This is a genomic window from Paracoccus binzhouensis (assembly GCF_016446475.1).
Classification (GTDB): Bacteria; Pseudomonadota; Alphaproteobacteria; order Rhodobacterales; family Rhodobacteraceae; genus Paracoccus; species Paracoccus binzhouensis.
On the sequence record NZ_JAEHFP010000010.1, the window covers coordinates 20541 to 39489 of the forward strand.

22 protein-coding genes are annotated in these 18949 nt (G+C 66.2%); all 22 read left to right on the top strand.

The window, feature by feature from the left end:
* Nucleotides 1–234 precede the first annotated feature (234 nt).
* The 22 genes from I9P22_RS04780 (at nt 235) to I9P22_RS04880 (ending at nt 18938) form a co-directional block, all read left to right on the top strand.
* On the top strand, nt 235–399 hold the full coding sequence (locus I9P22_RS04780; protein ID WP_155987181.1) for a hypothetical protein: 165 nt from the start codon (nt 235–237) through the stop codon (nt 397–399).
* Nucleotides 400–599: 200 nt separating this feature from the next.
* Nucleotides 600–1157: a hypothetical protein gene (locus I9P22_RS04785; RefSeq protein WP_199258224.1), complete on the top strand. Its 558-nt coding sequence runs from the start codon at nt 600–602 to the stop codon at nt 1155–1157.
* A 66-nt stretch (nt 1158–1223) separates the two neighbouring features.
* Complete coding sequence (locus tag I9P22_RS04790; protein WP_199258225.1) at nt 1224–1640, top strand: hypothetical protein; 417 nt, start codon at nt 1224–1226, stop codon at nt 1638–1640.
* Nucleotides 1633–2277: an antitoxin of toxin-antitoxin stability system gene (locus tag I9P22_RS04795; protein ID WP_199258226.1), complete on the top strand. Its 645-nt coding sequence runs from the start codon at nt 1633–1635 to the stop codon at nt 2275–2277. The genes I9P22_RS04790 and I9P22_RS04795 overlap by 8 nt, the downstream gene beginning before the upstream one ends.
* A gap of 148 nt (nt 2278–2425) precedes the next feature.
* Nucleotides 2426–6748, top strand: a complete 4323-nt coding sequence (locus tag I9P22_RS04800) for a strawberry notch family protein (RefSeq protein WP_199258227.1) — start codon at nt 2426–2428, stop codon at nt 6746–6748.
* Nucleotides 6748–7788 carry a DUF7146 domain-containing protein gene (locus tag I9P22_RS04805; RefSeq protein WP_199258228.1) on the top strand — a complete coding sequence of 347 codons (1041 nt, stop codon included), beginning with the start codon at nt 6748–6750 and terminating at the stop codon, nt 7786–7788. The genes I9P22_RS04800 and I9P22_RS04805 overlap by 1 nt, the downstream gene beginning before the upstream one ends.
* Before the next feature lie 302 nt (nt 7789–8090).
* Nucleotides 8091–9017, top strand: a complete 927-nt coding sequence (locus tag I9P22_RS04810; RefSeq protein WP_199258229.1) for a DUF2493 domain-containing protein — start codon at nt 8091–8093, stop codon at nt 9015–9017.
* 150 nt (nt 9018–9167) lie between these two features.
* Nucleotides 9168–9608: a hypothetical protein gene (locus I9P22_RS04815; RefSeq protein ID WP_199258230.1), complete on the top strand. Its 441-nt coding sequence runs from the start codon at nt 9168–9170 to the stop codon at nt 9606–9608.
* 583 nt (nt 9609–10191) lie between these two features.
* On the top strand, nt 10192–10518 hold the full coding sequence (locus I9P22_RS04820; RefSeq protein WP_012112733.1) for a DUF736 domain-containing protein: 327 nt from the start codon (nt 10192–10194) through the stop codon (nt 10516–10518).
* Nucleotides 10519–10740: 222 nt separating this feature from the next.
* A complete protein-coding gene (locus tag I9P22_RS04825; RefSeq protein ID WP_081750462.1) occupies nt 10741–10992 on the top strand; it encodes a helix-turn-helix domain-containing protein in 252 nt (83 codons plus the stop codon).
* Between the two features lie 111 nt (nt 10993–11103).
* Nucleotides 11104–11379 (top strand): DNA -binding domain-containing protein, encoded by a 276-nt coding sequence (locus I9P22_RS04830; RefSeq protein WP_199258231.1) that lies wholly within the window; start codon nt 11104–11106, stop codon nt 11377–11379.
* A gap of 129 nt (nt 11380–11508) precedes the next feature.
* Nucleotides 11509–11832, top strand: coding sequence for a transcriptional regulator domain-containing protein (locus I9P22_RS25035; RefSeq protein WP_408635148.1), 324 nt, complete (start codon nt 11509–11511; stop codon nt 11830–11832).
* Nucleotides 11726–12265: a DUF2285 domain-containing protein gene (locus tag I9P22_RS04835; protein WP_199258232.1), complete on the top strand. Its 540-nt coding sequence runs from the start codon at nt 11726–11728 to the stop codon at nt 12263–12265. The genes I9P22_RS25035 and I9P22_RS04835 overlap by 107 nt, the downstream gene beginning before the upstream one ends.
* 139 nt (nt 12266–12404) lie before the next feature.
* On the top strand, nt 12405–12686 hold the full coding sequence (locus I9P22_RS04840; protein WP_107815995.1) for a helix-turn-helix transcriptional regulator: 282 nt from the start codon (nt 12405–12407) through the stop codon (nt 12684–12686).
* Between the two features lie 95 nt (nt 12687–12781).
* Nucleotides 12782–13846, top strand: coding sequence for a replication initiator protein A (locus I9P22_RS04845; protein WP_233253221.1), 1065 nt, complete (start codon nt 12782–12784; stop codon nt 13844–13846).
* A complete protein-coding gene (parA, locus tag I9P22_RS04850) occupies nt 13843–14496 on the top strand; it encodes a ParA family partition ATPase (RefSeq protein WP_199258234.1) in 654 nt (217 codons plus the stop codon). The genes I9P22_RS04845 and parA overlap by 4 nt, the downstream gene beginning before the upstream one ends.
* The gene (locus I9P22_RS04855) at nt 14493–14741 is read left to right on the top strand and encodes a hypothetical protein (RefSeq protein ID WP_199258235.1); all 249 of its coding nucleotides are present in this window, start codon (nt 14493–14495) and stop codon (nt 14739–14741) included. The genes parA and I9P22_RS04855 overlap by 4 nt, the downstream gene beginning before the upstream one ends.
* Nucleotides 14742–14779: 38 nt before the next feature.
* Complete coding sequence (locus I9P22_RS04860) at nt 14780–15247, top strand: DUF2840 domain-containing protein (protein WP_233253222.1); 468 nt, start codon at nt 14780–14782, stop codon at nt 15245–15247.
* Complete coding sequence (locus I9P22_RS04865; RefSeq protein WP_199258237.1) at nt 15244–15789, top strand: S26 family signal peptidase; 546 nt, start codon at nt 15244–15246, stop codon at nt 15787–15789. Before I9P22_RS04860 ends, I9P22_RS04865 begins: the two co-directional genes overlap by 4 nt.
* Before the next feature lie 68 nt (nt 15790–15857).
* On the top strand, nt 15858–16196 hold the full coding sequence (locus tag I9P22_RS04870; protein ID WP_199258238.1) for a DUF736 domain-containing protein: 339 nt from the start codon (nt 15858–15860) through the stop codon (nt 16194–16196).
* 3 nt (nt 16197–16199) lie between these two features.
* Nucleotides 16200–16955 carry a lytic transglycosylase domain-containing protein gene (locus tag I9P22_RS04875; RefSeq protein ID WP_199258239.1) on the top strand — a complete coding sequence of 252 codons (756 nt, stop codon included), beginning with the start codon at nt 16200–16202 and terminating at the stop codon, nt 16953–16955.
* Nucleotides 16956–17198: 243 nt separating this feature from the next.
* A complete protein-coding gene (locus I9P22_RS04880; protein WP_199258240.1) occupies nt 17199–18938 on the top strand; it encodes a relaxase/mobilization nuclease domain-containing protein in 1740 nt (579 codons plus the stop codon).
* Nucleotides 18939–18949 lie beyond the last annotated feature (11 nt).

Consider the following 18949-nt stretch of genomic DNA (forward strand, 5'->3'; position numbering starts at 1 on the left):
GTCTCCGGCAACCGGTCAGATGCATGGCACCACCCCCCCGCTTCCATTCGCAAACCTTTGTCTGATCCGCTTCTTTGCATTCAACCCCAAGGGGTCGGCTTGACGCTGCGCGTGCCGCCCTCGCGGATTCGGGGGAACCCGAACGCGCGAGGGTGAGTGCAGATCCGGTCAGACACTTCGGGCGCCTGTCGCGCGGGGGATGGTCCCCCGCCTCCAAGACAGGAGCCGGAACCCATGTCCTATGCAGATGCCACCGCCTTCGCCGCCAGCCTCGCCGCCACGCTGATGGTCTCGATCGTCGTGTTCGAAGCGGGCGACGGCACCCACGGCGCCATGCCCGCCAACGAGTTCGATGGCGATGAGGACATGGTGAAGCTGGAGCTCGATCCATGGGCCTGAGGCGCGAAAGCGCCTCATCCCCGACCACTCGGGACGCGGAAGCGCGTCCCGGGCCTTCCCCCTGGCGATGATCACCCATCGCCGGAGGTAGCACCAGGGCCGAGGCCCTCGGCGACGAGAGGGAGAGTGCGGGCCGGTTTGGCCGTGACGGGTCGGAAGGTGGAGGAGAGGCCTCCACCGCCCGTCGCGGAGCAATACCGATGACCCTTTCCCGCCACGAAACCTTCCGCTCGATCGGCCAGATTCTTGCCGCTGATGTGCTTCCGGCGCTTTGCCGTGCCCGGAAGCTGCCGCTGCGCGTCACCTGCCTCGGCGCCGCCAGCTATCATGATGGCGACGACGCCCATGCATTCGATCGCACCGTGCCGCTCGGTACGCGTCAATCCCCCGAAGAGGCCATGGACCTCGCCATTCTGCGCGTGTCGCGCGGCGACATCCACGCGTGTCGCGACGACGGGCTGAACTTCCAGCCGCGCATCGCGGTCATTCAGGACAGCGAATACGGCCTGGTGCTCGCAGGGGAAGTCCGTGCCGGGATCATCCTCTGGCGGCAGCCGGTCGCGTCCGACGCCGAGGCGCGCCGTGTCGTGACCGAGGCCAGCCGTCTGCGTGGCATGGCTTTCGCCGCGTCAGGGCGTGGGGAACACGGATCGGCGCGCGACCTGCGCCACCGCGCCAGCCTGCTCGAGGCGCGGTTGGTCGATGCGTTCTGGCGCGAGACCGCCGCCGAGCTGCTCAGCCTCCCGCGGGCCGCCTGATCTTCCATCCATTCCTGTCTATTCGGCCCGGTCTCGAGCCGGGCCTTGTCATGTCCGGAGGCCGCCATGGCTGACTATTACACGCATTTCTCCTGCCTGCTCGATGTGGGCACCCCCGAGAACGCCGCCCGTGCGCTCGAACTCTACAATTCGCTGTCCGACGAGAACGCCACCGAGGACCCGCCCTCGGATGGGTTCATGCTGTCGATCCAGCCCGAGCATGGCGGCACGCATCTGTGGATGCGCGATGACGGGACCGGCGATCCCGAGCATGTGATCCGGTTCGTCATGCGCTGCGCCGCCGAGTTCGGCCTGACCGGGCGATGGGGCATGCAATACGCCAACACCTGTTCGAGGCCGCGGGTCGATGGTTTCGGGGGTGGTGCACATGTACTCGACCTCGCCACCGGTGAGACGGTGGACTGGATCTATACCGACGGATGGCTCGCCGCTGTGCTGGACGGAGGCGACCCCTATGCCTGAGATCATCGAAACCACCGTCTACCGTCTGGACGAACTTTCCGATGCGGCGAAGGAGAAGGCCCGCGCCTGGTATCGCGAGAGCGGCTTTGACTACGACTGGTACGACGCCGTCTATGAGGATTTCCAGCGGATCGCGGAAATCCTCGGCATTTCCCTCAAGACCCGGCCTGTTCGTCTCTATGGTGGGGGCACGCGGCAGGAACCCTGCATCTGGTTCCGGGGCTTCTGGTCGCAAGGGGACGGGGCCTGCTACGAAGGCTCCTGGTCCTATGCGAAGGGTGCGGCGAAACGCATCCGGGACTATGCCCCGCAGGACGATGCCCTGCACCGGATCGCCGATGTGCTTCAGGCGATCCAGAGGCGCAACTTCTACCAGCTGCGCGCCGAGGCCAGTCATCGCGGGCACTATTATCACGAATACTGCATGGCGATTTCTGTCGAGCGTGACAGCCCGGCCTGGCAGGACATGACCGCCGATGCCGAAGGTGCGGTGATCGAGGCGCTGCGCGATCTTGCCCGCTGGCTCTATCGCCAGCTCGAGCGCGAATACGACTATCTCTCGCCCAACGAGGTTGTCGATGAAACCATCATCTCGAACGAATACACATTCACCGAGGCCGGTCGCCGCTTCGGTTGATCGAAAAGCGCCCCACCGCCTGGTCGGGGCGCTTTTCTCGTTCGGCGATATTCAGAGTCCGAGGAACGCCGCGACGGGGCGAGTCCGGGCGGTCGAGAGAGAGCGCTGACCGGGCTTTCCCGTTCCCGCTCTCCCGAGGTTTCCTCCCATGAACATGGCTTCTCCCGCGGCCGGTCCGGTCGCGCCGCTTGCCCCTGCGCCGGCGATCCTTGCCGCGGCCACTCTCCTTCTTCCCCATCTGGAACGCGGCGAGCGCATTGACGCAGCAGTCCTGCGCGCCGCCATGGAAACCGCTTGTCGAGGCTCCGACGCCACCGGCGCCTGGGACTGGAAGGCGGCTTATGACGCCTGCGAAGTCGCGACCGTCCTGTTCCTGCGCAAATACGGAAAGGCGGTTTTCCGTAAAGCCGCGGCTCCGGCTGCACGGCTCGACGCGCTCACGAGGATCGCGGGGTTGCTGCCGACGCATACGCGGCGCTCGGAAGAAAGCCAGAGCTTCCAGCAATTCAGCACGCCGGTCCCGCTGGGCTTCGCGGCGCTGAGCGCGGCCGCGATCACGCCGGATGACGTGGTGCTGGAGCCTTCGGCGGGCACCGGGCTGATGGCGATCCTGGCCCAGATTGCTGGCGGATCGCTGATCCTGAATGAACTGGCCGAGACCCGCGCCGATTTGCTGTCCTCCCTCTTTCCGGCCAATCCCGTCACCCGGTTCGATGCCGCCCAGATCGACGATCACCTCGCGGCTGACGCCGTCCCGTCCGTGGTCCTGATGAATCCACCGTTCTCCGTCATGGCCAATGTCACCGGGCGCATGGCCGATGCGGCTTATCGGCATGTCGCCTCGGCGCTCAACCGGCTTGCCCCCGGCGGCCGGCTGGTCGCGATCACGGGCGCGAACTTCGGTCCTGACGCGCCTGCCTGGCGTGATGCGTTTGCTCGGTTGCAGGAACGTGGGCGGGTGATGTTCACCGCGGCTGTCGATGGCGCGGTCTATGCCCCGCACGGCACCAGCATCGACACGCGGCTGACCGTCATCGACAAGTTGCCCGTCGAGGATCCGTCGCTCTTCCCGACCTCGCCGGGCATGGCCCCGGACGTCGCGTCGCTGCTGCATTGGGTCGAAGTGCAGGTGCCGCCCCGCCTGCCGGCCGCATTGCCGAAGGTTGCCGTTTCCGCACCGGCTGCCGCGCCGAAGACCGTGCGTGGTTATCTCGCCCGACCGGCTGCGATGCGGCCTGTTGCAGCCCCGGCCAGCGATCCGAACGGCGTGGAACTGACCTACGAGACGCTCGACTGGACGCCGCCTGACGGGGCGCGTCTGTCGGACGCCATCTACGAGGAATATGCTCTGCAATCCCTGCAGATTCCCCGTGCGCAGCCGCATCCGACCAAGCTGGTGCAATCCGCCGCCATGGCCTCGGTTGCGCCGCCCCGCCCGTCCTATCGACCAATGTTGCCCGCCGACATCCATGAGCGCCTGTCGGATGCGCAGCTCGAGACGGTGATCTATGCGGGCGAGGCCCATGCCGACTATCTGGCGGGAGCCTGGACCGTCGACGCGACCTACGACAATGTCAGCGCGGCGCCCGAGGATGCGGCAGGCGCGGTGCGCTTCCGTCGGGGTTTCATGCTCGGCGATGGCACCGGCGCGGGCAAGGGGCGTCAGTCTGCCGGCATCATCCTCGACAACTGGCTGCGCGGTCGCCGCAAGGCCGTCTGGGTTTCCAAATCCGACAAACTGATCGAGGACGCACAACGCGACTGGTCGGCGCTCGGCATGGAGCGGCTGCTGATCACGCCGCTCTCGCGATTCGCCCAGGGCAAGCAGATCACGCTCACCGAAGGCGTCCTATTTACCACCTACGCTACGCTACGGTCCGACGACCGCGGCGAGAAGGTTTCGCGGGTGCGGCAGATCGTGGATTGGTTGGGCTCCGATTTCGATGGAGTCATCATCTTCGACGAAAGCCATGCCATGCAGAATGCCGGCGGCGGCAAGGGAGAACGCGGCGATATCGCCGCCAGCCAGCAGGGACGCGCGGGCCTGCGGCTCCAGCACGCCCTGCCGGACGCCCGTGTGGTCTATGTCTCGGCGACCGGAGCCACCACGGTTCACAATCTCGCCTATGCACAGCGGCTCGGCCTCTGGGGCGGCGACGACTTCCCGTTCGGCACAAGGGCCGAATTCGTCGAGGCGATCGAGGCCGGGGGCGTGGCGGCCATGGAGGTGCTCGCCCGCGACCTGCGGGCGCTCGGCCTCTATACCGCACGGTCGCTCTCCTATGATGGCGTCGAATACGAACTGGTCGAGCACCGGCTCAGCGGCGAGCAACGCCGCATCTACGATGCCTATGCCGGAGCCTTCGCCGTCATTCACAACCATCTCGATGCCGCGATGGAGGCGGCCAATATCACCGGCAGCGAGGGCACACTGAACCGGCAGGCCAAGTCCGCCGCACGCTCCGCCTTCGAGAGCGCGAAGCAGCGCTTCTTCGGCCATCTGCTGACCAGCATGAAGACGCCGACCCTGATCCGGCAGATCACGGAGGATCTGGAGGCGGGTCATGCCGCCGTCATCCAGATCGTCTCGACCGGTGAGGCGCTCATGGAGCGGAGATTGTCCGAACTGCCGACCGAGGAATGGAATGACGTCCGCGTGGACATCACGCCGCGGGAATATGTCCTCGATTATCTCGCCCATTCCTTCCCGGTGCAGCTCTACGAACCCTTCACCGATGGCGAGGGCAATCTGTCGTCGCGCCCGGTTTTCCGCGACGGCCAGCCGGTCGAAAGCCGCGAGGCCGTGGCCCGGCGCGACGAGATGATCGAGCAGCTCGCCAGCCTGCCACCCGTTCCCGGCGCGCTCGACCAGATCGTGCACCATTTCGGGACCGACATGGTCGCCGAGGTGACGGGACGCTCGCGGCGTATCGTGCGCCGAGGCGAAGGTTCGGCAGCACGCCTCGCTGTCGAAAGCCGGGCGCCCTCCGCCAATCTTGCCGAGACCGCGGCCTTCATGGATGACCAGAAGCGCATCCTGGTCTTCTCGGACGCGGGTGGAACCGGGCGCAGCTATCACGCTGAACTCTCGGCCAGGAACCAGCGCCTGCGCGTTCACTATCTGCTGGAACCCGGCTGGAAGGCCGATGCCGCCATTCAGGGGCTGGGTCGCACCAACCGCACCAATCAGGCGCAGCCGCCGCTCTTCCGGCCCATCGCAACGGATGTGAAGGCCGAGAAGCGTTTCCTCAGCACCATTGCTCGACGTCTCGATACGCTGGGCGCCATCACGCGCGGCCAGCGCCAGACCGGCGGACAGGGTCTGTTCCGGCCCGAGGACAATCTGGAATCCAGCTATGCCCGCGACGCCTTGCGCCAGCTCTATCTGCTGATCGTGCGCGGAAAGGTAGAGGCTTGCCCGCTGGAGCGGTTCGAATCCGCCACCGGTCTCAAGCTGATGGACAGCAATGGCATCAAGGACGAATTGCCACCAATCACCACCTTCCTAAACCGCCTCCTGGCGCTGACCATCGAACTCCAGGGCATCCTGTTCTCGGCCTTCGAGCAGTTGCTCGAGGCCCGGATCGACGGGGCCATCGCCTCGGGCACCTATGACATGGGTCTGGAAACCCTGCGCGCCGAGAGCTTCACCGTCACCGACCGGCAGGCAATCTACACCCATCCGGCGACCGGCGCCGAGACCCGGCTCCTGACCATTGCCGAGCGCAGGCGTAACCGGCCGGTCACGCTGGATGCAGCGACGGCCGAACTTGACGATCCCCGCGCGAAGCTGCTGGTCAATGAGCGTTCCGGCCGTGCCGCTGTCCAGATCCCCACCACCAGCATCATGCTGGACGATGGCGAGATCGAGCGGCGCGTCCGGCTGATCCGGCCGATGGAGGCGCAGAACGTCCCCCTGCGCATGATGGGCGAGACCCATTGGGCCGAGGTCGACCGGGAGACATTCGGCGCGGCCTGGAGGGCCGAACTCGCCGAGGTGCCGGAATGCACCGACAGCACGCTGCATATGGTGACGGGCCTGCTGCTGCCGATATGGAAGCGCCTGCCGCAGGAGTCTTCCCGCGTCTATCGCCTTCAGACCGATGAGGGTGAGCGCATTATCGGCCGCCGCGTCTCGCCCGCATGGGCTGCCAGCGCCTCGACCAGCGGTGTCCCCGCCGGCCTGACGCCCGATGCGGTTTATGCCGCACTGCTGGAAGGCCGCACGATCTTCGATCTCGCCGAAGGATTGCAGCTGCGCCGCGCCCGCGTGATGGGTGCGAACCGCATCGAGCTTTCGGGCTTCACCGAGTTGATGCGGGAGCGCCTGCGCGCCTATGGCCTCTTCAGCGAAATCATCTCGTGGAAGCTGCGCCTCTTCGTGCCGGTCGGTGCATCCGGGCCGGAGATTACGGCCAGGCTCCTCGACCGCTTCCCGGTCGAGCGCATCGGTGAGCGGGAGGCCGCGTAATGTCCCGTCTCGACGCCACTGATCTCGCGCAGCGTCTCGGCCGTCAGGCCGAGGCGGTGTGCCGCGCCTATCTCTCGAACGGTCGCAAGCAGGGCAATTACTGGCAGGTTGGTGACGTCCGCAACACCGCCGGGCGTTCGATGTTCGTCCGCTTGCATGACAGTACCAAGGGTGTCGCCGGGAAATGGAGCGACCCGGCGACCGGCGAGCATGGCGACCTGCTCGACGTGATCCGGGAATCCCTCGGCCTGAGCGACTTCGCGGATGTGGCCGAGGAGGCCCGGCGGTTCCTCAGCCTGCCGCATCCCGAACCGGAACCGGTTACGTTTCGAGCGCGAACACCACCAGTGACTTCGGGTTCGTCCGAGGCGGCGCACAGGCTCTGGCGCATGACGCGGCCGATCACGGGCAGCGCCGCAGAAGCGTATTTGCGCAAGCGCCGCATTACGGATCTACGCGGAACCGCAAATCTTCGGTTCCATCCGAACTGCTACTGGCGGCCCGAGGGCGATGGGCCGACCGAGACCTGGCCCGCGATGATCGCCGCGGTCACCGATCTCAATGGCAAGGTCACCGGCGCGCACCGGACCTGGCTCGCCCGTGACGGCTCGGCCAAGGCGCCCATCGATCCGCCGCGCAAGGCGATGGGCGACCTGCTGGGCAACGCCGTCCGATTTGGCGAGGCGCAGGATGTCATGGCGGCGGGGGAGGGTATCGAGACCATATTGTCCCTGCGGCAGGCCATGCCCCAGATGCCGCTGGTGTCCGCACTCTCGGCCGGGCATCTTGCCGCCATCCTGTTTCCGGCCGATTTGCGCAGGCTCTATATCGTCCGCGACAACGATCCGGCAGGTGACGGCGCGCGGGATAGCCTTGTCGACCGGGCACACGGGGCCGGGATCGAGGCGATCACGCTCTCGCCCATGCTGGGGGACTTCAACGAAGATCTCGTCATGCGCGGGCTGGCTGCGCTTCGGGCGGAGGTGCGGGTGCAACTCGCCCCCGAGGACGTCAGCCGCTTCATGGTCCTCGCTGCATAGCCGGGATGGGGGTGTGATCGGGCGGGTTCCGGCTGTCATGGGCATATGGGACTGCACCCCACGGCCAGGGGACCGCGCCTCGGCCTTCGAGAGGGCGAGCGGCCCACAATCGGTCCGGCCCGGCAATGGCGCCGCCGGACTATTTTCCGCCGCCCCTTCGGGGCTTTGCAGCGCGAGGCAAAATAGTCCGGCTTTGCCATCGAGGCCCTCGCCAGGGCTCGGGCTGCCAGACCGGATCGCCCGTGGGCTTGTCGTCGCCATGAAGGCCGCGACGGTCGCGGTCCAGCCGAAGGACGCACCCCATGGACGCTCATGACGAACTCGAACCCGATCACAGCACCTCCCCGACCGGCCATGTCATCGAGGATCTCGAACTCTATGGCTACCGTCCCTCGGAGGACGAGGCCGATCCCAGGATCACCCCCGAGGATCACGTCATCCAGACCGCTGTCGCCGATATCTTCGACGCCCTGATTTCCAGCATGGCCGACACCAGCCTCGATTTCGACCTCGACGAGATCATGTGGTCCACCGTCAACACCTTCCACCGCGCCGTCGAGCGGATCGAGCGCAAACTGGACGACAACGAGCAGGCGCAGAAGCGGCTTCAACGGGAACAGGATGGCTCGGAGGTCAAATCCGTCCAGCTCGAGACCCTGATCGGCATCGGCCAGAGCCTCATCGAGCGCCGCGACTGCATGGAGCTCTTCCGCGATACCGCCGCCGACATCTACCTGCGCACCACCGGCACGCCATGGTCGCCGCGCTCCGGCTCACGGGTCAACCACCGCCAGATGACCGCGGCGATGATCGACAGCCGCGACTTCATCGCCGCCAAGCGCCGGACGGACAACGAGGTTCTGTTGCCCGCCGGGCCGAAGATCGCCTTCTCGGGCGGCGATACCACCGACCACCGGCTGATCTGGGACAAGCTCGATCAGGTCCATGCCAAGCACCCGGACATGGTGCTCCTGCACGGCGGAACGCCGAAAGGCTCTGAGCGCATCGCCGCCACCTGGGCCAACAACCGCAAGGTGCCGCAGGTCGCGTTCAAGCCCGACTGGACGAAACACGCCAAGGCCGCGCCGTTCAAGCGCAACGACCAGATGCTTAGCCTCATGCCGATCGGCGTCATCATCTTCCCCGGAACCGGCATCCAGGACAATCTGGCCGACAAGGCCCGCAAGATGGGCATCCCGGTCTATCGCTTCGGCACGGGCAGCGCATGAGCGCTGCCCTCCACATTGTCCTGCCGAAGTCGCGGGAGCGGACCTGGCATTCCGTCTCGCCGAGACAGGCATGTTCATGCTATATTCCGGTTTGCGCCGTGGAGGTGGTGGCAGGCGCAACCGTTCAAGCTTTTGCACGGAGCCACCGCCATGATCATTCTGGGCATCCTCGTTTCCATTGCGGCCATCGGTACGATGTGCTGGCTGCTGTTCAACCTCGCGGTCTTTGCGCTGCCGTTTCTCATCGGTGTGAATGCCGGCACCTGGGCCTATGGCACGGGTGCGGGATGGCTCGGCGCGGGCGTCGTCGGCCTCCTCGCCGCAGGGCTGACCCTGGCCGTTGCGCAGGGTCTGCTCATGCTCGTCCGCCCGCTCTGGGCGCGCATGCTGATCGCCCTGGTCTTCGTCGCTCCCGCTGTGCTGGCCGGGTTTTATGCCACGCTTGGCATCGTCAAACTCACGATGCCGTCCGAGACCTGGCAGTTGGTATTCGCGATCATTGGCGCGATCGCCGTGGGCGTGACGGCTTTCCTCCGGCTCGCGGGATGGGCGGCCGCCGGCCCGGCGGACCGGAACCTTGTGCGCGCGTGACGACGCATAGCGGCAGTTGGACGGACAGCCAGGGCAGCGTGACACCGGCCATCCCCGTCAGCAGGCGGGCGGGGATGTATCGGAGTGTACGACCCGGATCGGCGTGAGGCCTGCGCGCGGCCGAAACGGTAGCGCAAGATGTCAGCTCCGGCACTCGCCTGCCGATCCTGAAACCCGGTGACGCGGACGATGCCGGTGCAACCGTTCAGGTGGAAGGACGCGCACGGCCTGGGACGAGGGGCGACGAAAGTGCCGTGATGCCGGTCGGGTCCAATTTCCTGGTTCCTTCTGGGCGCCATCGTCTCCGTTCCATGCCTGTCTCTCAACCGCTCCAAACGGCCTCTTCAATGGCCTGATCTGGCCGAAGACCGGCTTTGCCTCGACCGCTTCGGCGCAACAGCACCGTCACAACTTTCTTCCCCTGCCGGTGCAGGCACCGTCATTCCTCGCGGAGACAAGAAAGTTCCTCCTCTGCTGTCCAGCCCCCTGCTGCGCGGGCGTGCGCCAGCGATCGTCTCCGTCCTGTCGATCGCCATCGAGGCCGCAATGGTGCGGGCTCGAAAACGGAAAACGGAGACTTAAAATGGCGACCATCGGCACCTTCAAGAAGACCGGCTCGAACGAATTCACCGGCGAAATCGTCACCCTCAGCGTCCAGGCCAAAGGCGTGCGCATCGTCCCAGACCAGCGCGCCACCGGCGAAAACGCCCCCAGCCACCGGGTCCTGGTCGGCCGCGCCGAGATCGGCGCCGCCTGGTCCAAGCGCTCCAACGAGGGCCGCGACTATCTGGGCCTCAAGCTGGACGATCCGAGCTTCACCGCTCCGATCTACGCCAACCTCTTCGATGACGAGGACGGCGAGGGTTACTCCCTCATCTGGTCCCGCCCAAACCGCCGCAACGGCGACTAAGGCGCGCAAGGCCCCGGCCGAGAGGTCGGGGCCTCTTCCCTGCTCGCAGGAAAGCCGTCACCCGCCCCGGCCGCTGTCGCCGAATCGATTCGGAAGCGTTGAGCCAGGACGCACGCAAAGCCGGGCTCAGGATCTGCGATTTCAGATAGAAGATCGGAGCAGAACGACTATTATAGTCGTAGTTCTGGAATGCGCGCCGGTCGCGATGGGAGGTGATCATGCATGATCACCTCCCGACAGTCGCGGGCCGCACGCGCGTTACTGGGTTGGACACAGGAGACGCTCGCAGATAAGGCCCGTGTATCATTGACAGCGCTAAAGCGCCTCGAATCCGAAAACCGGCTCGAGGTTTATGAGACTACGCGCGATCAGGTTCGCCGGGCTCTTGAAGCGGCTGGAATAGTTCTCCTGTCGACCGAACGCGGACAGGGAGTGCTGCTTGTTCATGATCGCGACGAGAAAGGACGCCGGTAAAGGGTCGGGGAATACTTGGCCCGCGCGAGCGCGTCTTTCGCCGTCAGCTACAACCTGTGACCGCTCGCGAGCCATTCACCCAACGGCTATTTTGTCCCTGGAGCGGCCGGTATGTCCTCGATGATCGAACCATTCGAGGATGATGCTCCCGATGTCGAGGAACTGACGGCCTACGACCGGACGCACATCAAGCTTTACATGCGGCTCCTGGACGCCGCCGCCGACGGTGCCGAGTGGACCGAAGCGGTGGAAGTCCTGTTCGGGATTGACCCTCTCCTAGAGCCGGCGCGCGCGCGCCGCGTCCATGACAGCCATCTGGCGCGAGCGAGATGGATGACCCGAACCGGATATCGCCACCTCCTGTGGCAATCCGCGCCCCGGCACTGACCCGTGAGGCGGGGCCGTGAAGCGATGCCAAACCGGCATCGCTCAATGCCATCCCTCGATCTTCCCGCATGCGGATGATGCTGGAATCGTTGAACAACTCGACCGTTCCGACAGAGCGAGGAGGGGAGGATGCGACCAGACACATCCCAGTGGAGCGAAAGTGATCGTTACGAGTTCTACGACAGCCTCTCGGTCGAGGGCCTTGCCTGGGAATGCCTGCGCCGCTCCGAACCTTATCAGGAGCATTTCGCAGAACTCGCCGCCATGAATGCGGAGACAAACCCCTACACCGATGACGCCCAGCATCTATGGGGGTTGCGATTTCCCGGCGCGACCGAGCCTTTCCATGCTCGAACAACAGGTCGTTTGGTCGCCGCTCGTCAATCCGGCCGTTCTGCTCATCGACACCGCGCCGTCGTTCCTGCCGTCACCGCCTCCGCTCGCGCCTGCTGACGGCCGCGAAGGCCCGGAGGGCCTGTACGCGATTCACGAGGCCTATACCGACGCGCAACTCCTCTATCTGACCGGCTGCGACGTCGGCAGCCCATCCTCCATCGTTCTGCCCCTCGACAGCGATCTACCCGACCGACTTCAGGCCGTTCTCCGTCTATGGCATGCCGCAAACGCAGGGCCAGTCCCGCACGACGCGCGCGTGACACCCTATCAGCGACGGCGGATGCGACAGATGATGCAGGCGGCCGATGGCCGCAGCAACGGCGCCACCTACCGGGAAATCGCGATTGCCATGTTCGGTTCCGAGCGCATCGCCTCGGAGCCCTGGCGAACATCCGCGCTCCGCGACACGGTCATCGGACTGATCGAAAGCGCCACCGCCCTGATCGAAGGCGGCTACCGCAGGCTGCTCCGGCACAAGCGCAAGGCCTGAATCCGCCGCTCTGCCCGGGGGGTGGGGATTCTTCGCCCCCAATCTTCCCCATCCACCCCGCCGATCTTTCTCCGCCACCGTGGTCGCAAATCGCCGCTGGTCCTCTGCGGCGTCCCGCAACCCCACGGAGGCTCGATCCATGCATCCCGATCCCGCCGTTCTGCCGCCGCGCTACCTACGCACGAAAGAGGCGGCTGCATTTCTCAGCCTGTCCGCCAGGACACTCGAGAAACACCGCACCTACGGTACTGGTCCCGCCTATCACAAGCTCGGCGGGCGCGTCGTCTATTCCGTCGATGATCTCAAAGCCTGGGCCGACCGCGGCGCGGTGACCTCCACCACCGATCCGCGCGGCCAGCTGGTTCCGCCCAAGCGGCAGATGCCGCCGGCCTCACCGCGGGCGGTTCGCTCCGCCCGCTGATGACAGGACGGCGTCGAACCCTGTCGGAGCGCGGGCAGCTCGATCTGTTCAGAGCGCTTCCGGGAGATTTCGCGCCACGAGACGCGCAGGATCTCATGGCCTATCCCTTCTTCTCCCTTTCAAAGTCCCATCGCGTTGCGCCGATCGACTTCAGCGCGGGAGCCGTCTCGATCCGCGTCGAGGCGGTCCCCGATCACGGGATGGCGACCATCTGGGACGCCGACATCCTGATCTGGGCCGCGAGCCAGATCGTGGAGGCACGCGATGCCGGACTGCGAACCTCGCGGCTCATGATGGCGACGCCCTACGAGATTCTCACCTTCATCGGCCGCGGCACCAGCCTGCGAGACTACCGGCGCCTGAAGGCCGCACTGGACCGGCTGCAATCCACAACGATATCGACCACGCTGCGTCAGACGGCCAAAGGACGCCGCCACCGCTTCTCCTGGATCAACGAGTGGCAGGAGCGAACCAACCGCAACGGCCGACCCGACGGCGTCGAGATGATCGTCCCGGACTGGTTCTACCAGGCCGTCCTCGACGATGCGCTCATCCTCACGATCGACAGGGCCTATTTCGATTTGACGGGCGGACTCGAACGCTGGCTCTACCGTCTCGTCCGCAAGCATGGCGGCCGGCAGAAGGACGGCTGGCGCTTCGACTTCCGCCACCTTCACCAGAAATCGGGCAGTCTGTCGCCGTTCAAGCGCTTCGCCTTCGAGCTGCGCGACATCATTCGGCGCCAGCCGCTCCCCGGCTACACGCTGTTCACCGAGATCGAACACGGCGGCCGGATGTTGCTGGCCTTCGAGCGCAGCCCAGCCTGTGGAAAACCTGTGGATGGCCTCGTGCCATCGGGAACCCGGACTACCGTGCTATCGGGAACCCGGGGCTCGTGCTATCGGGAACCCAAACAGGGCGTAACGCACGGAAATCGCGTCGAAAATCGCGCCCTTAACTTAGAGTCTAACAAAGAATCTAACTTTGAAGAGCGCAGACGCGATGTGCAAAAGCTCATCGTGAAGGTCGGCAATGCGCTGAAAGTGACGTCCGGCGACAAGCGCCAGACGCTGGATCGGAACGCCTCCGCCGACACTCCCGCAGCCCGTCAGCGCACCCCCACGACGTCTTCCGGCGATCGCTCCGGAGGCGCGTCATGATCCTCGCCTTGCTCAATCAGAAGGGCGGCGTCGGGAAGACGACGCTGGCGCTCGCCATTGCGGGCGAATGGGCCATGCAAGGACGGCGGGTCATCCTCATCGACGCCGACCCGCAAGGCTCGGCGCTCGATTGGTCCGAGATGCGCGCTCGCGAGGGGTTGCCGCGCCTGTTCAGCGTGATCGGTCTCGCCCGAGACACACTGCATCGCGAAGCCCCCGCGCTTGCCAGGGATGCCGATCTCGTCGTCATCGATGGGCCGCCGCGTGTGGCCGGACTCATGCGCTCGGCGCTGCTGGCAACGGACATGGTGCTGATCCCGGTGCAGCCGTCGCCCTTCGACGGCTGGGCGTCTGCGGAAATGCTGGCGCTGATCTCGGAGGCGCGCATCTACCGGCCGGAACTGGTGGCCCGCTTCGTCCTGAACCGATGCGGGGCGCGCACTGTGCTGGCGCGAGATACGGCCGAAATGCTCGCGGATCATGACCCACCGGCCCTGGCCAGTCGCATCGGTCAGCGCATTGCTTTCGCCGCCGCTGCGCAGTCCGGACGGATCGTCCGGGAACTCGACCATGAGAGCGCGGCCGCGCGCGAAATCTCGGCGCTGACGGCCGAGGTGGCGCATCTCGGCAGTCCCCGGAGCGCATCATGAGCGCCCGGACAAACCGGAAGGGCTTCGCGACCCGTCCCGCCGATCCCGAACAATGGATCAAGGCCGGACCGCTCCCGAAAGGCGGCGATGCGACCACGAATACCGCCCGGCTGACCATCGACGTGACGCCCGAGTTGCGGGGACGGATCAAGATCGCCGCCTTCCGGCGCGGTACGACCGTCGCCGACATGCTGCGCGATCTCCTCGCGCGGGAATTCCCCCCAACCAGCGGAGATGGCGAATGACCCCAAGCACGACACACAGTCAGGCTCGCTCTGCGCACATGGCCGACCGGTTCACTCGTGTTGAGCTGATCTGGGTCGAGAAGTCGGTCGAACACTGGATCAGGTTCGGCATGGCTGTGCGTGAGGAGATCCTGGACCGCCGCCGGCGTGTCCTTACTTTCCGGCCGAGCTCCAGTTTCGCGCTCGTTCGCTGGGCCGCCAACGAGCATGGGACCATCGAGTCCCGGCTCGACATCCTGCGCACCCCGCGAGCGGGTGAAGCCTATCAGACCGTGCCGCTCGTCGATCCCGGCGGTGTCCTTCTCCTGCGAACCCATGGCTGGCCCAAGGTTGAACGTACCCTTCAGATCATCGACGCGATCGAAGCGGCGGGTATCGATGCGGTGGAGGTTTCGCCCGATCACTGGCGGCACGTCCACAACCGGCTGGCCGCCGGCGAGCGGCCGCGTCCCTATGCGCCAGCCCAGCACCGCGCCTGGCTGAAACGGCGGAGCGTCCAGCCATGAGCCGCCGCGCCATTGTCTGGGCCATGGCGACGGCGGGCGCGCTGATCGTCGCGCCGCATCTGACCGGCCACGGTCCCCGCTTCATCTGGAATGCCTCGGCCAGCGCGCCGATCGGCCTCTATTCCGTTCGCCCTGTGGGGCGGCTCGAGGTCGGCGATCTTGTCGCGGTGATGCCACCGGACGATCTCTCGGGCTTCCTCGACGCCCGCGGCTATCTCCCGCGCGGCGTTCCCCTGATCAAGCGCGTTCTGGCGCTCCCCGGCACGCAAGTGTGCCGGAATGGCGCTCAGATCACGGCTTACGATCACGCCTATGGCGAAGCCCGCGAACGCGACAGCCGGGGCCGCCAACTGCCTTCCTGGCAGGGCTGCCGGGTGATCTCCAATGGCGAAGTGTTCCTGATGAACTGGGACACCGAAGACAGCATGGACGGCCGGTATTTCGGGCCGCTCCCCCTCGCATCCGTCACTGCGCGCGTCGTGCCGATCTGGATCGACGGGAGCGGCGACGGCCGCCTCGAACGGCAGGCGTCAACGCGGTGAACGCCTGCTCGGGAGCGGACATGTCGCCCGTTCCCGGCCCACTCCGCCGCACAGGAAAGGAAAATGCCATGCCGCAAATCGGTGAGTTCACCCGGCAGAAATCCGGCTTCTCCGGCCGCATCCAGACCCTCACGCTCGACAGCGAGATCGCCATCGTCGCGGTCGATGCCGCAGGAGTCGAGAACGCGCCCGATCATCGTGTTCATCTCGGCTCGGATGACTCCGGACCCGAGGTCGGCGCCGCCTGGTCGCGCACGGGCGAGAAAGCCGGAGACTATCTCTCGGTGCTGATCGACGATCCCGCCCTGCCGCATCCGATGCGCGCCGCCCTGTTCCAGAACGGCGCCGACGCGACGTCGTGGTCGCTGCACTGGAGCCGCGCGCCAAGGCGCGACGGAAAGGACTGAGCGATGCCCCAGCTTCGCTTCCGGCGCCGCCAGGGTCATGCGTTCGGGCGGCTTCGCGTCGCCCGGCGCACTGTCTCACTTCTCCTTCTCGGCCTGTCGATCCCGTTCGCGTCTGTTGGACTGGCGCAGGTCTCGGCCGCACCCGCGGCTCAGGCCATTCTGCGCGATCCGAACGCCCAGTATGTCGCGGAAGCCTCGCTCCGCTTCGGCATTCCGGAGCACTGGATCCGCGCGGTGATGCGCGTCGAAAGCGCGGGCGATCTGCGGGCGGTGTCATCGGCCGGCGCGATGGGCCTGATGCAGATCATGCCCGACACCTGGGCCGGGCTGCGCTTGCGGCACCGGCTCGGCCGTGACCCCTTCGATCGTCGCGACAATATTCTCGCGGGTGCGGCTTACTTGCGCGAGATGTTCGATCGCTACGGCAATATCGCGGCCATGCTGGCGGCTTATAATGCCGGACCGGGTCGCTACGACGAATACCTTTCCGACGGTCGCAATCTGCCCGCAGAGACGCGCGCCTATGTCGCGACCCTCGCGCCGATCTTGGGTGCGGATGGGCCGCCCGGCACGGCTTCTGTCACGCCCGCACCGCCGCCCGATTGGCGCGAGGCGCCGCTCTTCGTGGCGCGGGCCGGGAACCGCGATACTGCGCCCGATACGCAGCCGCAAAGCACCCGCGCTCTCGTTCCGGGAGCAGATCAGGGCGCTGCGGAAGGCATTTTCGTTGCCGCTCAAGTCACGGGTGATGCGCCATGACCGGCCGAACGCTCCATCGTGCTCTGGCGAGCATTTGCGCATCATGGAGGGCGAAGGGGTCGGGTGCGGGCACCACGACCGGACGATGGCAGGATAAAAGGCCGCACATTGTGGGCCGGGCGGTCGGTTGTTTTTATTGGGTTTTCCAGCGCGTTTCACACATTGCGGCGTCTCAGCGCAATGTGCCGGAACTGTTTACCTGCCCGGAATTGCTCGGCTTTTCGCACATTGTGGGGCAGGGCCATGGCCGGTGAGCGCGAGTTTCGCATCCGCCCTGGCCGCATCCGCTCGACACGGGCACAGCATGTGCGTCCCTTCATCGCCCAGGCACTCGCGGCGGCCAAGAAGGCCGGGGGAACGGTGTCGCGCACCGGTCGCGTTACTTCCGGGGACCGCTCGCGCTTCGGGCATGGGCAGCGGGCCAGCATTCTGGCCAATCGATTCATCACCGCCCGGTCGCGGGGCGCCGTGGTCAAGGCGCGCGTCGTGCGCCATGCCGGTCGCGCCGCGCCCCTGGGCACGCATCTCGATTACCTGAGCCGCGACGGCGTGACCCGGGACGGGGAGAAGGCTCGTCTGTTCGGGCCGGAGACGGAGGCTGCCGACGGGCGGTCCTTCGCCGAGCGCTGCGGCGATGATCGACATCACTTCCGCTTCATCGTCTCACCCGACGACGCGCTCGAGATGTCGGATCTCAAATCCTTCACGCGCGATCTCGTCGGGCAGATGGAAAAGGACCTCGGCACGCGTCTCGATTGGGTGGCCGTCGATCATTGGAACACCGAGCATCCCCATGTCCATCTGATCGTCCGCGGCGTTCGCGACGACGGGCAGGACCTCGTGATCTCACGCGACTATATCAAGGAAGGGATGCGCGACCGGGCGCGCGATCTCATCACCATGGAATTGGGGCCGCGCACCGATCACGACATCCGGCGCGCCCTCGAACGGCAGATCGAGGCGGAGCGCTGGACCCAACTCGACCGCCAACTCGTCCGTGATGCCCGCGATGTTGGTGCGATCGACCTGGCGCCGCATCCCGAACGCCAGCCAGATGAATACCAGGCCCTTAAAATCGGGCGGCTCCGGAAGCTGGAATCGCTCGGCCTCGCCGAGCAGGTCGGCCCCGGGCAATGGTCGATCAGCCAGGATGCCGAGGCAACGCTGCGCCAATTGGGAGAGCGCGGTGACATTATCAAGCGCATGCACCGGGCTCTGACCGAGAAGGGGATCGAGCGTGGCGCCGCAGGTTATGTGCTTGCCGCCGAGAGTCTCGATACCCCGGTCATCGGCCGGCTGGTCGAGCGTGGGCTCGATGACGAGCTGAAAGGGACTGCCTATGCGGTGGTCGATGGCGTCGATGGCCGAACCCATCACATCAAGCTGCCCGATCTTGATGCCGCGGGTGACAGCGCTCCCGGATCGATCGTCGAGCTTCGCAGCTTCGACGATGCGAGAGGGCAGCGCCGCGTGGCGATCGCCGTCCGCTCCGATCTCGACCTGCAAGGCCAGATCTCGGCGTCCGGCGCGACCTGGCTGGACCGGCAGGCCGTCGCGCGCGAGCGGATCGATGTTTCCTCCGGTGGCTTCGGCGCCGAGGTTCGCGAAGCGATGGATTGCCGCGCCGAGCGCCTTCTGCAGGAAGGGCTGGCGGAGCGTCAGGGGCGACGCATCGTCTTCAGCCGCAACCTGATCGACACGCTGCGGCGCCGCGAACTCGACGCGCTCGGCGGCAAGCTGGCGGATGAGACCGGCCTGCCTTTCAACCGGGCCGCCGGCGGCGAATATGTCTCCGGCACCTACCGGCAGCGACTGGCGCTGGCATCCGGCCGCTTCGCCATGATCGACGACGGCCTCGGCTTCCAGCTCGTGCCCTGGTCCCCTTCGCTCGAGAAGAATCTCGGCCGCCACGTCTCGGGCGTCGCGCGGGGCGATGGCGGCATCGACTGGAGTTTCGGCCGCAAACGGGGCCTCGGGCTCTGACACTCAAAGGA

Bases quoted from the DNA above. Each gene is read 5' to 3' on its own strand.
- I9P22_RS04780 (WP_155987181.1), top strand. From the start codon at position 235: ATGTCCTATGCAGATGCCACCGCCTTCGCCGCCAGCCTCGCCGCCACG.
- I9P22_RS04785 (WP_199258224.1), top strand. From the start codon at position 600: ATGACCCTTTCCCGCCACGAAACCTTCCGCTCGATCGGCCAGATTCTT.
- I9P22_RS04790 (WP_199258225.1), top strand. From the start codon at position 1,224: ATGGCTGACTATTACACGCATTTCTCCTGCCTGCTCGATGTGGGCACC.
- I9P22_RS04795 (WP_199258226.1), top strand. From the start codon at position 1,633: ATGCCTGAGATCATCGAAACCACCGTCTACCGTCTGGACGAACTTTCC.
- I9P22_RS04800 (WP_199258227.1), top strand. From the start codon at position 2,426: ATGAACATGGCTTCTCCCGCGGCCGGTCCGGTCGCGCCGCTTGCCCCT.
- I9P22_RS04805 (WP_199258228.1), top strand. From the start codon at position 6,748: ATGTCCCGTCTCGACGCCACTGATCTCGCGCAGCGTCTCGGCCGTCAG.
- I9P22_RS04810 (WP_199258229.1), top strand. From the start codon at position 8,091: ATGGACGCTCATGACGAACTCGAACCCGATCACAGCACCTCCCCGACC.
- I9P22_RS04815 (WP_199258230.1), top strand. From the start codon at position 9,168: ATGATCATTCTGGGCATCCTCGTTTCCATTGCGGCCATCGGTACGATG.
- I9P22_RS04820 (WP_012112733.1), top strand. From the start codon at position 10,192: ATGGCGACCATCGGCACCTTCAAGAAGACCGGCTCGAACGAATTCACC.
- I9P22_RS04825 (WP_081750462.1), top strand. From the start codon at position 10,741: ATGATCACCTCCCGACAGTCGCGGGCCGCACGCGCGTTACTGGGTTGG.
- I9P22_RS04830 (WP_199258231.1), top strand. From the start codon at position 11,104: ATGTCCTCGATGATCGAACCATTCGAGGATGATGCTCCCGATGTCGAG.
- I9P22_RS25035 (WP_408635148.1), top strand. From the start codon at position 11,509: ATGCGACCAGACACATCCCAGTGGAGCGAAAGTGATCGTTACGAGTTC.
- I9P22_RS04835 (WP_199258232.1), top strand. From the start codon at position 11,726: ATGCTCGAACAACAGGTCGTTTGGTCGCCGCTCGTCAATCCGGCCGTT.
- I9P22_RS04840 (WP_107815995.1), top strand. From the start codon at position 12,405: ATGCATCCCGATCCCGCCGTTCTGCCGCCGCGCTACCTACGCACGAAA.
- I9P22_RS04845 (WP_233253221.1), top strand. From the start codon at position 12,782: ATGGCCTATCCCTTCTTCTCCCTTTCAAAGTCCCATCGCGTTGCGCCG.
- parA (WP_199258234.1), top strand. From the start codon at position 13,843: ATGATCCTCGCCTTGCTCAATCAGAAGGGCGGCGTCGGGAAGACGACG.
- I9P22_RS04855 (WP_199258235.1), top strand. From the start codon at position 14,493: ATGAGCGCCCGGACAAACCGGAAGGGCTTCGCGACCCGTCCCGCCGAT.
- I9P22_RS04860 (WP_233253222.1), top strand. From the start codon at position 14,780: ATGGCCGACCGGTTCACTCGTGTTGAGCTGATCTGGGTCGAGAAGTCG.
- I9P22_RS04865 (WP_199258237.1), top strand. From the start codon at position 15,244: ATGAGCCGCCGCGCCATTGTCTGGGCCATGGCGACGGCGGGCGCGCTG.
- I9P22_RS04870 (WP_199258238.1), top strand. From the start codon at position 15,858: ATGCCGCAAATCGGTGAGTTCACCCGGCAGAAATCCGGCTTCTCCGGC.
- I9P22_RS04875 (WP_199258239.1), top strand. From the start codon at position 16,200: ATGCCCCAGCTTCGCTTCCGGCGCCGCCAGGGTCATGCGTTCGGGCGG.
- I9P22_RS04880 (WP_199258240.1), top strand. From the start codon at position 17,199: ATGGCCGGTGAGCGCGAGTTTCGCATCCGCCCTGGCCGCATCCGCTCG.